The organism is Promicromonospora sp. NPDC057488 (assembly GCF_042802395.1).
GTDB lineage: Bacteria > Actinomycetota > Actinomycetes > Actinomycetales > Cellulomonadaceae > Promicromonospora.
Genome location: NZ_JBHVEG010000012.1, coordinates 53,639 through 66,166 on the forward strand (window position 1 = coordinate 53,639; position 12,528 = coordinate 66,166).

Annotated in this window: 9 protein-coding genes; 6 read left to right on the top strand and 3 right to left on the bottom strand. The window is 74.7% G+C overall.

The annotated features are described in order from the left end of the window. Nucleotides 1-51: 51 nt before the first annotated feature. Nucleotides 52-1,935: a DNA helicase RecQ gene (gene recQ / locus ACFU5G_RS04435; RefSeq protein ID WP_377241185.1), complete on the top strand. Its 1,884-nt coding sequence runs from the start codon at nt 52-54 to the stop codon at nt 1,933-1,935. Nucleotides 1,936-1,956: 21 nt separating this feature from the next. On the opposite strand, the gene dinB is transcribed toward recQ, so the two are convergent. From dinB to ACFU5G_RS04450, 3 genes are all read right to left on the bottom strand, one after another. Next, nucleotides 1,957-3,207 (bottom strand): DNA polymerase IV, encoded by a 1,251-nt coding sequence (gene dinB / locus ACFU5G_RS04440; RefSeq protein WP_377241187.1) that lies wholly within the window; start codon nt 3,205-3,207, stop codon nt 1,957-1,959. A gap of 41 nt (nt 3,208-3,248) precedes the next feature. Next, nucleotides 3,249-5,780 (bottom strand): hypothetical protein, encoded by a 2,532-nt coding sequence (locus tag ACFU5G_RS04445; RefSeq protein ID WP_377241189.1) that lies wholly within the window; start codon nt 5,778-5,780, stop codon nt 3,249-3,251. Nucleotides 5,781-5,842: 62 nt separating this feature from the next. Next, entirely contained in the window at nt 5,843-6,691 is an 849-nt protein-coding gene (locus tag ACFU5G_RS04450) for a GNAT family N-acetyltransferase (RefSeq protein WP_377241191.1), read from the bottom strand. Nucleotides 6,692-6,760: 69 nt separating this feature from the next. On the opposite strand from ACFU5G_RS04450, the gene ACFU5G_RS04455 reads away from it, so the two are divergent. From ACFU5G_RS04455 to ACFU5G_RS04475, 5 genes are all read left to right on the top strand, one after another. Beyond that, nucleotides 6,761-7,423 carry a GntR family transcriptional regulator gene (locus tag ACFU5G_RS04455; RefSeq protein WP_377241201.1) on the top strand — a complete coding sequence of 221 codons (663 nt, stop codon included), beginning with the start codon at nt 6,761-6,763 and terminating at the stop codon, nt 7,421-7,423. 138 nt (nt 7,424-7,561) lie between these two features. Further along, a complete protein-coding gene (locus ACFU5G_RS04460) occupies nt 7,562-8,917 on the top strand; it encodes an MFS transporter (protein WP_377241193.1) in 1,356 nt (451 codons plus the stop codon). After that, nucleotides 8,914-9,822 carry a dihydrodipicolinate synthase family protein gene (locus ACFU5G_RS04465; protein WP_377241195.1) on the top strand — a complete coding sequence of 303 codons (909 nt, stop codon included), beginning with the start codon at nt 8,914-8,916 and terminating at the stop codon, nt 9,820-9,822. The genes ACFU5G_RS04460 and ACFU5G_RS04465 overlap by 4 nt, the downstream gene beginning before the upstream one ends. Further along, nucleotides 9,819-10,967, top strand: a complete 1,149-nt coding sequence (locus ACFU5G_RS04470; RefSeq protein WP_377241197.1) for a mandelate racemase/muconate lactonizing enzyme family protein — start codon at nt 9,819-9,821, stop codon at nt 10,965-10,967. Before ACFU5G_RS04465 ends, ACFU5G_RS04470 begins: the two co-directional genes overlap by 4 nt. Continuing rightward, complete coding sequence (locus ACFU5G_RS04475; RefSeq protein WP_377241199.1) at nt 10,958-12,475, top strand: aldehyde dehydrogenase family protein; 1,518 nt, start codon at nt 10,958-10,960, stop codon at nt 12,473-12,475. Before ACFU5G_RS04470 ends, ACFU5G_RS04475 begins: the two co-directional genes overlap by 10 nt. Nucleotides 12,476-12,528 lie beyond the last annotated feature (53 nt).

Genomic DNA, 12,528 nt, shown 5'->3' on the forward strand with positions numbered 1-12,528 from the left:
CGGGTGGCGCGGGCGTCGCGGGTGTCGGTGTCGGCTGGCACACTGGCCGCCATGACTCACCCGGACACCGCCTCACCCGAGCTCGACGGGAGCGCCTCCGCGCTCGACCTGGCGCCGACGCCGCTCGACGTGCTGCGCGACGTGTTCGGCTACGACTCGTTCCGCGGTGACCAGCAGGACATCATCGAGACGGTGGCCGGGGGCGCCGACGCCCTGGTGCTGATGCCGACGGGCGGCGGCAAGTCGCTGTGCTACCAGATCCCCGCGCTGGTGCGGCGGGGTACGGGCGTGGTCATCTCGCCGCTGATCGCCCTCATGCAGGACCAGGTGGACGCCCTGGAGGCCCTCGGGGTGCGCGCCGGGTTCCTCAACTCCACGCAGGACGCCGACCAGCGCCGCCAGGTGGAGCAGGCCTACCGCTCGGGCGAGCTGGACCTGCTGTACCTGGCCCCGGAACGGCTCGGCGTCGAGTCCACCGCGCGGCTGCTCGACCAGGGCACGATCGCCCTGTTCGCCATCGACGAGGCGCACTGCGTGTCCCAGTGGGGGCACGACTTCCGGCCCGACTACCTGCGCCTCGGCGCGCTGGCGGAACGCTGGCCCGGGGTGCCGCGCATCGCGCTGACCGCTACCGCCACCCAGCACACCCGGGAGGAGATCGCGGAGCGCCTCGGCCTGGTCCAGGCGCGGCACTTCGTGGCGAGCTTCGACCGGCCCAACATCACCTACCGGGTGGCCCCCAAGGACAGCCCGTTCAAGCAGCTGCTGAACCTGCTGCGCACGGAGCACGAGGGCGACGCCGGGATCGTGTACTGCCTGTCGCGCGCGTCGGTCGAGAAGACCGCGCAGCAGCTGAGCGAGCAGGGCATCCGCGCCCTGCCGTACCACGCCGGCCTGCCCGCCCAGGTGCGCGCGGCCAACCAGGCCACCTTCCTGCGGGAGGACGGCGTGGTCATGGTCGCGACCATCGCGTTCGGCATGGGCATCGACAAGCCCGACGTGCGGTTCGTGGCGCACCTCGACCTGCCCAAGTCCGTCGAGGGCTACTACCAGGAGACGGGCCGCGCGGGGCGCGACGGCCAGCCGTCGACGGCGTGGCTCGCCTACGGGCTGGCCGACGTCGTGCAGCAGCGCAAGATGATCGCCGAGTCCGAGGGCGACCTGGCGCACCGGCGCCGGCTCTCGTCCCACCTCGACGCGATGCTGGCCCTGTGTGAGACCGTGGAGTGCCGCCGTGCGCAGCTGCTGCGCTACTTCGGCCAGGAGCACCCGGGCACCTGCGGCGCGTGCGACACCTGCCAGAACCCGCCGGAGGGCTGGGACGGCACGGTCGCCGCCCAGAAGCTCCTGTCCGCGGTGTTCCGGCTGGACCGCGAGCGCAACCAGCGGTTCGGCGTCGGGCACGTGGTGGACATCCTGCGGGGCAAGGCCACGCCCAAGATCACGCAGTGGGGGCACGACCAGCTCACCGTGTTCGGCGTGGGCGAGGACCTGTCGGACGGCGAGTGGCGGTCCGTGGCGCGCCAGCTCCTGGCGCAGGGCCTGCTGGAGGTGGACTCGAACCACGGCACGCTGCTGCTCACCGAGGACAGCGGGGACGTGCTGGGCCGGCGCCGCGAGGTGCGGATGCGGCGCGACCCGGCGCCGGCGGCGGGCGCCCGGCGGGCGGCCCGGTCCGGGGGCGCCAAGGCGGAGGCCGTGGCGCTGTCCGACGCCGACCAGGAGGTCTTCGAGCGGCTGCGCGCCTGGCGGGCGGCCGCCGCGAAGGAGCAGGGTGTGCCCGCCTACGTGGTGTTCCACGACGCGACGCTGCGCACGGTGGCGACCGAGCGGCCGGGCGACCTGGACGCGCTGAGCGGGATCAGCGGCGTCGGGCAGGCCAAGCTGGAGCGCTACGGCGAGGGCATCCTGGGGGCGCTGCACTCCCCCGAGTGACCCGCGCGGGGCGCGCCGGGCTCACAGGTCGTGCTCGGCTAGCTCGCGGAACTCGTCGGGCACGGCGCCGCCGCGGCGCAGCACAACGGGCAGGTAGCCGACGGCGTCCCCGCCGAACCGGGTGCGGATCGCGTCCATCGACTCGTCGACGGCACCCCGCGCCACGCCCGGCGCGGAACCGGGGCGCCACGGGTCCGGCGGCTGGAGGTCGAGCTCGAGCTGGACCGCCGACTGGTCCGCGATGTTCGAGACGGAGACGCCGAGCAGCGTGATCTCGCACGGCGCGGCGTCGTCGATCGCGGACCAGGCCAGCCGCACCGCGACCTCGGTGAGGGTGAGCGTTGCGGCGACCGGCACCTGGAGCGTGAGGGACCGGGTGGCCCGCCGCATGCCCGCGAACCGCACCGCGACCGTCACGGTGCGCCCCGCGCGTCCCTTGGCCCGCAGCCGGCGCGAGACCCGGTCGGACAGGTGCGCCAGGACCTCGCGGACGTCGTCAGGCTCGGGCTGGCGCCTGCTGAGCGCCGACTGTGCCCCCACGGAGCGGGCGCGCCGGCTGGTGACGACCCTGCGCGGGACCTCGTCCTGCGCCATCGCGCTGAGCTTGTGCCCGACGGCGTGCCCCAGGATGTGCTCGACCGCGGACGACGGGGTGCGCGCCAGCTCGCCGATCGTCCGGATGCCGAGGTCGGCCAGGCGCTGCTCGTTGACGGGGCCCACGCCCCAGATCAGGCTGACGGGCAGCGGGTCGAGGAAGGTCCGCTCGGCCCCGGGGTCGACGACGACCAGGCCGTCCGGCTTGGCCACCTGGGACGCGATCTTCGCGAGGTGCTTGGTCCGCGCGGCGCCGACCGAGATGGGCAGCCCCACCTCGGCCCGGACGCGCTCGCGGATCCGCGCCCCGATCGCCGCGGGCGGGCCGAACAGGTGCGTCGCGCCCGACACGTCGAGGAACGCCTCGTCGATCGAGATCCGTTCGACGGTCGGCGTGATGTCGCCCAGGACGGCCATCACGGCGTCGGCCAGCCGCTGGTACTCCCCGAAGTGGCCCCGGACGAACACGAGGTCGGGGCAGAGCCGGGCCGCGCGCCAGCCCGGCATGCCGCCCTGCACCCCGTGCGCCTTGGCCTCGTACGAGGCCGCGAGCACCACTCCCCCGCGCGGCCCGCCGCCGACGGCGATCGGCCGGCCGCGCAGGGCAGGGTCCAGCAGCTGCTCGACCGACGCGTAGAACGCGTCGAGGTCGGCGTGCAGAATCGTGGCGCCGGACATACCTCCATTCTACTCGAACACCTGTTCGATCTATTGCCTGGTCAGGGGTTCGCGTACATCTGCACGACGACCCGGTCGAAGCGCCGCGCGCCGAGGTCCTGGCGGGTGATGGTCCAGTACAGGATCCCCATCGGCACCCCGACCCACTGCGCGAGCACGACCCAGTCCTCCGGGCGCGACCACCCCTCGCCGGGCCCCTGGTGCGCCGAGCCGGCAGCCGGGTCCCCGTAGCCGTCGAAGTCGTAGGCGTGGCCGCCGAGCTGCCACTCGCCGCCCCCGTCGGACTGCGCGGACCAGACCTCCTGCAGCGTCTCCGCGTGCGGGTGCTCCGCCTCGGCCTCGGCGTCGAGCGGGCAGGAGGGCAGCGACACACCCGGGACCAGGCGGAGGTCGGGGGTCCGCCGCAAGGCCTCGTCCAGGTCCTCGGGCGAGTCGTACTCGTAGGGCTCGTAGGCGGGCGAGGCCTCGCGCTCCTCGACCGGCGTGCCCGCCGGGACGTACACCGCGCCACCCGCCAGGAGCTCGTCCTCCAGCTCGACGTTCGCGAACAGGAGCAGGTGTCCGTCGGGCGGCAGGGCCAGATCGGTCGCACCCACGGCCATCGCCGCCAGGTCGAGCGTGACGATGAGCTGGTACTCCGCAGACCAGTCCGGGTCGAACACCGTGGCGGGCGTGGGCACGTCCGGCGGGAGCAGCAGGGGGCTGCCGAGCCGGCCGACGACCGGGCCGCCGCGGTCGGACGCCGTCCGCAGCACCGGGCGCGCGAGCCCCAGCCACCGGTCGACGTCGCCCGCAGGGACGCCCCGGTCGAGCGCCTGCTCCCGGAACCGGTCCAGCCACCACAGCGTGGCGGCGGGCAGGTTCCGGACCGACGCGGGCAGCACTCCCGGACCGAACTCCCAGCCCGGCTCCGGTCCGGTCACACCCGGCTCGCCCAGCTCGGCGAGCCACTCCGCGGCGGACGTGCGCGTGCTCGCGTCGCCGTCGGACAGTGCGGCACGCGCGGCGTCCCGGGCACGCGGGTGGTCGCCGAGCACGCGGCGGGCAGCCAGCCGGTGCCGGTCGGCACCCAGCGCGAACGAGGTGAGGCGAGGCACGAGGGGGTCCGGGGCCACGGGGAAGCGCTCGAGGATCGTCAGGATCATCGTCCTCGTGTCGACGGCCTCCTCGTCCGGGTGCCGCCTGCCGTCGCCACCGTCGAGGTACTCGTCCGCGAGGTCGAGGCGCTCGGCGAACAGCGGCCACCAGCGTTCGGCGTCCGCGGGCGTCAGGGCGGCGCCGATCTTCCGGCCCCAGCGATCCGTGCGGGTGACCAGCAGCCCGGCGGCCCACCGGTCCGCGTCGACCGTGCCTGCGGCGCGGCGCGCGTCCCGCAGGGCCCGCACGTCGGGCACCAGCGCCAGGCGGCCCACGACGGCATGCCAGGCACGCTCCTCGTCCTGCTCGGCGCCCGGCCGCGGGGCGGCCAGGGCACGCAGCTCCTGAGCCAGATCCGCGTCACCGGGCTCCGCCACCGGGGGCACGGCGACGGCCCCGCGCGCCGGACGCAGCACGCGCACGCGGTGGACGACCTGGCGCAGCAGCCGCTCCCGCTCGGGGCCGAGCGGCCCGGCGGCGCTTTCAGCCGGGCCCCCGGCGGGACCGCCCGCCAGGATCTCCTCGATCGCCTCGACGCCGCCGTCGAGGTCGGCCAGGCGAGCCAGCGCGTCCACCAACCGGTCCGGCGGCACGGTCCGCAGGTGAGGCCGCAGCACGTCGACCTGCCGGGGCGTGTCGAGCAGGGACAGGGTCGAGAGCGCCTGCGCGCGGACGCCGCCGTCGTGGTCGACGGCCAGCGCCGCGACCAGGCCCGCGTGCTCCTGCGGACTGCGTGCGCACCGGGCCGCGACGTCGGTCCGGACGTGGAACGCCTGCCCGGCGACGACCTCGGCGAGCACGTCGGTGTGCCGGGCGAGGAAGGCGACACCCTGGTCACCGTCCAGCATCCGGCGTCGGTCGCGCGCCGGGAAGGGGTGGTCCACGTACAGCAGTGCCGACAGGGTGGCGCGCACGGCCGGCCCTGCACCGGCGCCACCGGCGCGGGCGACGTCCACGAGGAGATCCGGGGCCCACCGCTCCCGCACGTCGGCCGCGTCGGCCGCGTCCGGCACGTCCTTGACGTTGCTGACCCGCGCCACGTCGTGCGCCAGCACGAGCAGCCAGGTGCGCTCGTCGTGCTCCGCGGCCCGGGCGGAGGCCGCGTGCAGCACCTGCCCGAACCGGGCGAGCACGTCGGCCGGCGCGACCCGGTAGATCGCGAGCCGTGCGGCGTCGGAGGTCCGCCGGGTCCATCCGGGATGCAGGTCGGCGACGGCCGTCGTCAGCTCGTTCGCGTGGTAGCCGTCCGGATCGGCGAGCACCTGCGCTCCGCGTGGCAGCTCGCGCAGCCGCTCCAGGACGGCCGGTCCGGCGCCCCGCAGCACGTGGTCGACCGCCGGGTCGAAGACCTGCGCCACCTTCAGCGGCGCGAGGCTGTCCCGCACGGCGTCCGCCAGGCCCGGCGCGCCGTCGACGGCGGCCTCCCGGCCAGCCACTTCCCCATCGAATATGTACATATCGGGATCTTATGGGTGGGGTCTGACACGCCCGATCCCGGTCAGCCGGTGCGGGAGAACAGGTGCCGGCTCCCGATCACCGTGTACCCGAGGCGGCCGTAGAGCACCTGGGGCCAGTCGTCCGCCGCCGCGAGCAGGAACCGGGTCGCGCAGCCGGCCTCGCGGGCGCGCCGGGTCGCGTCGCCAAGCAGCGCCTGGGCGTAGCCGCGGTTGCGGTGGGCCTCGTCGGTCAGGACGTCCTCGATCTGCGCCAGGCCGCGGGCCGGGTCGAGATAGAGGTCGGCGCGGGCGACGACGTCATCGCCGTCCCGCACCGCCAGGAACACGACACCGTCTGCGGCGCGCGTCCGTGCGCGGCGCCGGCCCACGAGCTGCTCCACCGCCTTCGGCGACGCGTCCGGGAGCGCCCCGCGCCAACCGTCCCGCTCCATGTCGGCCAGGTCGTCGGCCGTGACCGGCTCGACCACGACCGGATCAGCGCCGGCCGGCCGCCGCGGGCCGCCCGCGGGACGGGCGCCGCGCTCGACCATGATCAGCTCGACGTCGTGGGTGTACCCCGCCCGCTGGAACGGCCCCGCGAAGGCCGCGCCGGCCTCGTCGCCGTCCACGACCACGAGCCGGTGGGGCAGCCCTTGCCCGCCGAGGACGTCGTCCGCGAGCCGCAGCGCGTCGGGCGCCCCGACACCGGCCCCACCCCGGAAGCACAGCTTGTTGTGGTCGTGGGACGCCGCGTACCGGGGGCTGAGCACCGCGAACCCGCCAGGGAGCTCGACGACCCGCTCCGCCTGCCGCCGCTCGAAGCCGCGCAGGAAGTCCCGCACGTGGTCCAGCAGGTCGCCGTCCGGCGCGGTTCCGGGCAGCGCGCGGCCGGCCGTGTCGTCGAGGTCCATGCCACGAGAGTTCCAGGTCCGGCCGCCGGAACCCAGCGATTTCCCGACCACCCCCGCGCGTCATATATGATGTACGACGTGCCGACGACGCCTCCCGCCCCGACCGCTCTGCCCTCCCGGACGGAGCACGCCCTCGCGACCATCAAGGAGGGCATCCTCAGCGGCCGGCTCGCCGCCGGGCAGGCGCTCGTCGAGGCGGAGCTCGCCCAGGAGCTGGCGATGTCGAAGACGCCGGTCCGCGAGGCGCTCAAGACCCTGGAGATGAGCGGGCTCGTCGTGGTGCGGCCCTACGTCGGCGTACGCGTGCGCGAGCTGACGCAGGCCGACGCCGTCGCCATCTACGAGACCCGGCTGCTGCTGGAGCCCGAGGCGACCCGGCGCAGCGTGCTGCGCGGCATGGACACCGCCGGGGCGCGGGCAGCGCTCGAGCGCGCGGCCGAGGTCACGGAGCCCGCGCAGCGCAGCCTCGCCAACCGGGCCTTCCACGCGGCGCTCTGGGGCGCGGCCGACAACACGATCCTGACCGGCATGCTCGAGGGCCTGCGGGACCAGACGGCGCTGGCCGCGGTCACCACGTGGGCCAAGGAACCGAGCTGGCGGGACGAGGCGCGCGAGCACGAGCAGATCCTTGCCGCTGCCGAGGCCGGCGACGCCGACCTCGCCGCGGACCTGACCCGCCGGCACATCGCCGGCTTCCTCGACCGGCTCCACCAGGGAGGTGCGACCGCCTGACCCGCAGGACCAAGCAGACGAGGTGCAGCCCGTTCACCGCCAAGTTCCCGGGCCGCACCTCTGGAACATGTGCTCCATGGCGGAGCACGCACGTCACTCGATGAAGGAGCAACGATGCTCAATAGTACAAAGCAGCCCGTGGCTGTCGCAGCCCGTGCGCGGCGCAGCCAGATGCGCTGGACGATCGTCGCGTTCTCGGCGCTCGGCCTGACCATCGCCTACCTCGACCGCGCCGCCCTCAGCGTCGCGCTGCCGTTCATCTCGGAGGACTTCCACATCAGCCCGGCCGTCCAGGGCGTGCTGCTGTCGTCGTTCTTCTGGACCTACGCCCTGTTCCAGGTGCCGTCGGGCTGGCTCCTGGACAAGTTCGGACCGCGCGTCATCTACCCCATCGCCGTGGGCTGGTGGTCGGTCTGGACGGCGCTGACCGCCTTCGCCACCGGCGTCACGAGCCTGATCGTCTTCCGGCTCGGGCTCGGGATCGGCGAGGCGCCGGTGCAGCCCGCGAACATCAAGGTGGTCTCCACCTGGTTCCCGCGCCGGGAGCGGGCCTTCGCGTCCAGCCTGTTCGACATGGGCCAGCAGATCGGCTCGGCCCTGTCCATCCCGATCGTCACGTCGATCGCGGTCTTCGCGGGCTGGCGCTGGACCTTCGTGGTGATCGGCGCCGTGGGCCTGCTCTGGATCGTGGGCTGGCTCGCCATCTACCGGGCCCCGCAGAACCACAAGCGCGTCAACGCCGCCGAGCTCGACCACATCCGCTCCGACCAGGCCGAGATGGTGCGGCACAGCGGCGAGGAGGTGCGCTGGAGCACGCTGCTGCGTGACAACCAGACCTGGGCGCTCATGCTCGGCTACGTCTTCCGGTCGCTCGCCGGTGCGTTCTTCCTGACCTGGTACCCCAGCTACCTGCTCAACGAGCGCGGGTTCAGCGAGGCCGAGTTCGGCATGGTCGGCGCGCTGCCCGCCGTGATCGGCATCGGGTCCACCGTGCTGGGCGGCATCGTCTCGGACCGCATGCTCGCCTCGGGCCTGTCCCCGAACGTGGCGCGCAAGGTGCCGATCATCTCGGGCCTCGTGCTCAGCGCGTGCATCGGGTTCAGCCCGTTCGTGGAGAGCAACGTCGTGCTCATGGTGGTCCTCACGGTCTCCAGCGCCGCGCACTCCTTCGCGGGCGCCGCGATCCTCTCGCTGCCCGCCGAGGTCTCCCCCAGCCCCGACCGAGTCGGCTCGCTGGCCGGCTTCCAGAACTTCGGCTCGCAGCTCGGCAACCTGATCAGCCCGATCGCCATCGGCCTGGCCCTGACGGCGTCGAACGGCTCCTACCTGTGGCCGCTCGTGTTCGCCGCGATCAGCTGCCTGGTCAGCGCCGCCATCTACGGCCTCTGGGTGCGCATCAAGCCCGTCGAGCAGCAGGACGGCCGGCCCGACGCCGACCCGCAGGACCCCGCCGGATCCCCGCGGACCGGCACCCTTCAGAACGGAGAATCATGACCGGGTACCACGACATCGTCGAACGCCTGCGGACGGTCGTCGGCATCCCCGTAGTCCCCTACGCGCCCGACGGCGCCGTCGACCTCGCCCTGACCGGGCGGCTCGCCGGCCGCCTGGTCGACGCCGGGCTCGCCGCGATCACGCCCAACGGCAACACCGGCGAGTTCTACGCCCTGACCCCGCGGGAGCGGGCCGACGTCGCCCGCACCGTGACCGACGCCGCGGGCGACCGCGCCGTCGTCGTCGTCGGGGTGGGGCTGGACCCGGCCACGGCACAGGCCGAGGCACGCGCGGCCGCCGAGCTCGGCGCGCACGCCGTCATGGTGCACCAGCCGGTGCTGCCGTACATGTCGCGGCAGGGCTGGGTCGAGTACACCGCCGCCGTCGCGCACGCCGTGCCCGGCCTCGCCGTGCTGCCGTACGTGAGCTCCCCGGTCGTCCGGGGCACGGACATCGCGGCGCTCGCGCAGGCCGCGCCCAACGTGGTGGGCATCAAGTACTCCGTGCCGGACCCGGTCGCGTTCGCCGAGACGGTGCAGGACACCGACGCCGACCTGCTGTGGATCGCCGGGCTGGCCGAGTCCTACGCGCCGTCAGCGTGGCAGGCGGGCGCCCGGGCCTTCACGTCGGGCCTGGTCAACGTGGCGCCCGACGTCTCGTTCGGGCTGCTCGACGCCCTGCGGCAGGACGACGCCGCCCGCGCGTCCGCGGTGTGGCGCCGCATCCGGGAGTTCGAGCAGCTCCGGGCCCGGGACCGGTCGGCGGACAACGTGTCGGTGGTCAAGGAGGCCATGCACCAGATGGGCCTGTGCGACCGCTCCGTGCGGCCGCCCAGCACCGTCCTGGGCGAGCCCGACCGCGCCGCGATCACGCGCATCCTCGACGACTGGAAGGCCACGGCATGACCACCGGAACGAAGATCGCCCGGCTGACCACGTACCTGCAGCGCGTCGGCAACCGCCCGCGCGTGCTGCTGCGGATCACCACCGACGGCGGCCTCGACGGCTGGGCCGAGATCTACAACCACGGCCCTGACCTCGCGTACCCCGCGATCATCGAGTACCTCGCCGACCAGATCGCGGGCATCGACGCCACCCGCGTCACCTACGTGAACCAGCTGCTGCACCAGTCGGCCCGGTTCCCGCAGGGGGCGCTGGGCCTGGCCGCCATCGCCGCGGTGGACCACGCGCTGTGGGACATCGCGGCGAAGGCCGCCGGCGTGCCCGTGTACCAGCTCCTCGGCGGCGCCGTCCGCGACCGGGTGCGCGTCTACGCAGGCCTCTATGACGCCCCCGACGTCCCCGAGCTGCGCGACCGCACCGCCGCGCTGCACGAGAACCACGGCGTCGACGCGTTCAAGCTCAGCCCCTACCGCCGCGACCTGCACCGGTCGCGGTTCGGGCTGGTCGCGCGGGAGCTCGGCGACTGGTTCGGGCAGATCCGCGAGAGCCACCCCGAGGAGTGGGAGTTCGCGTTCGACGCCCACGGCTGCCTCTGGGAGCCGCGCCAGGCCGTGGACCTCGCGGCGGCGCTCGCGCCGAACGAGCCGCTGTTCCTCGAGGAGCCGATCCGCCCCGAGTACCTGCCCGCCTGGGGCCGGATCCGCGCGGAGATGACGGTGCCGCTCGCCACGGGCGAGTCCCTGTACTCGCCCAACGAGTTCCTCGGCCTGCTCAACGTGCAGGGCGCCGACATCATCCAGCCCGACATCGCCGTGGTCGGCGGGCTCACCCAGATGCGCAAGATCGCGACGCTGGCCGAGGCGCACGACGTGCCCGTGGCGCCGCACAACCCGCTGGGGCCGCTCGCGACCGCCGCGAACGTGCACTTCGCGGCGGCGACGTGGAACTTCTCGATCCTGGAGTACAAGCCGGACGACGTCGCCTGGTGCCACGACCCGTACGTGCCGGTCGACGGGCACCTGGAGCTACGGCCGGACCGGCCCGGCTGGGGCATCGAGATCGACGAGTCCGCGCTGGCCCAGGACGACTGGGTGCACTGGGAACGCAAGGTGCCCGTACGGAAGGACGGGTCGACGGCATGGATGTGACGACGAGCCCCGTGTCCTCGCGGGACGCCCGGACCGGCGAGGTCCGGGAGCTGCCGGTGCGCGAGGCCGCACCGGCAGCCCTGCACGACGTCGCAGACCGCGCCGCCGCCGCGGCCCCCGACCTCGCCGCCTGGCCCCGCGCCCGGCGTGCCGAGCTCCTGATCGCGCTCGCGGACGCGCTCGACGCCGACCGCGACGCGCTGGTCGCCGAGGCCGACCGGGAGACGGCCCTGGGCCCCACCCGGCTCGGCGGCGAGCTCACCCGCACGGCGTACCAGCTGCGCACGTTCGCCCGCGTGGTGCTCGACGGCGGCTACCTCGAGGCGACGATCGACCACGCGGGCGACACCCCCATGGGCCCGCGCCCCGACCTGCGCCGCATGCTGGTGCCGCTCGGGCCCGTGGCCGTCTACGCGGCGAGCAACTTCCCGTTCGCCTTCTCCGTGCTCGGCGGCGACACCGCCTCGGCGCTCGCGGCGGGCAACCCCGTCGTCGTCAAGGCCCACCCCGGGCACCCCGCGACGTCGGAACGCGTGGCGCGGCTCGCCGAGCGCGCGATCGCCGCGGTCGGCGCGCCCGCGGGCACGTTCGCCCTGGTGCACGGGTTCGACGCGGGCGTCGCCCTGGTGTCGCACCCCGCGATCCGGGCGGCCGGGTTCACCGGTTCGCTCACCGGCGGACGCGCCCTGGCCGACGCCGCCGCCGCGCGGCCCGCGCCCATCCCGTTCTACGGGGAGCTCAGCAGCATCAACCCCGTGCTGGTCACGCCGTCCGCGGCCCGCGACAAGGCGGACGAGTACGGCGCGGGCCTGGCCGGCTCCGTGCTCCAGGGCGGGGGGCAGTTCTGCACCAAGCCGGGCCTCGTGCTGGTCCCGTCCGGGGCCGACGGCGACCGCGTGGTCGAGGCGTTCGGCCGCGCGATCGGCGCGGCACCGGCCCTGCCCGCCCTGACGGCGGGCATGGCCCACGCCTACGAGCAGGGCCTGACGGCCCGCGCCGACGACGCCGTCCTGCGCGCCCAGGGCGAGCCCGCCGACGCCGGCAGCACCCGGCCGGCCCTGCTCGAGGTCGACGCCGCCGCGCTCACCGCGCAGCTCGTCGAGGAGTGCTTCGGGCCGCTCGCCGTCGTCGTGCGGTACACGGACGAGACCGAGGCCGTGGCCGTCGTCGGGCACGTGGAGGGGTCGCTCACCGCGAGCATCCTGACCGGCGGCGCCGACGACGCCGACCTGCCCGCCGCGCGGGCGGCCCTCGCGGCGCGGGCCGGGCGCGTGCTCTACGACGGGTACCCGACCGGGGTCGCCGTCACCTGGGCGCAGCACCACGGCGGGCCGTGGCCGTCGACCAACACGCTGCACACGTCGGTCGGCGCGACGGCGATCCGCCGGTTCCTGCGCCCGCTCGCGTGGCAGCAGGCGCCGGAGCACGCCCTGCCGCCGGAGCTGCGGGACGGGGCGGGGCTGGTGCCGGTGCGGGTCGACGGGGAGCTGGTGCTGCCCACCGCTTGAGCCGGCAGGGAACCCAGGGGCAAAAAACAAGCGGCCCCGCGGCTGTGGAGGCC

Bases quoted from the DNA above. Each gene is read 5' to 3' on its own strand.
- recQ (WP_377241185.1), top strand. From the start codon at position 52: ATGACTCACCCGGACACCGCCTCACCCGAGCTCGACGGGAGCGCCTCC.
- dinB (WP_377241187.1), bottom strand. From the start codon at position 3,207: ATGTCCGGCGCCACGATTCTGCACGCCGACCTCGACGCGTTCTACGCG.
- ACFU5G_RS04450 (WP_377241191.1), bottom strand. From the start codon at position 6,691: ATGGACCTCGACGACACGGCCGGCCGCGCGCTGCCCGGAACCGCGCCG.
- ACFU5G_RS04455 (WP_377241201.1), top strand. From the start codon at position 6,761: ATGTACGACGTGCCGACGACGCCTCCCGCCCCGACCGCTCTGCCCTCC.
- ACFU5G_RS04465 (WP_377241195.1), top strand. From the start codon at position 8,914: ATGACCGGGTACCACGACATCGTCGAACGCCTGCGGACGGTCGTCGGC.
- ACFU5G_RS04470 (WP_377241197.1), top strand. From the start codon at position 9,819: ATGACCACCGGAACGAAGATCGCCCGGCTGACCACGTACCTGCAGCGC.
- ACFU5G_RS04475 (WP_377241199.1), top strand. From the start codon at position 10,958: ATGGATGTGACGACGAGCCCCGTGTCCTCGCGGGACGCCCGGACCGGC.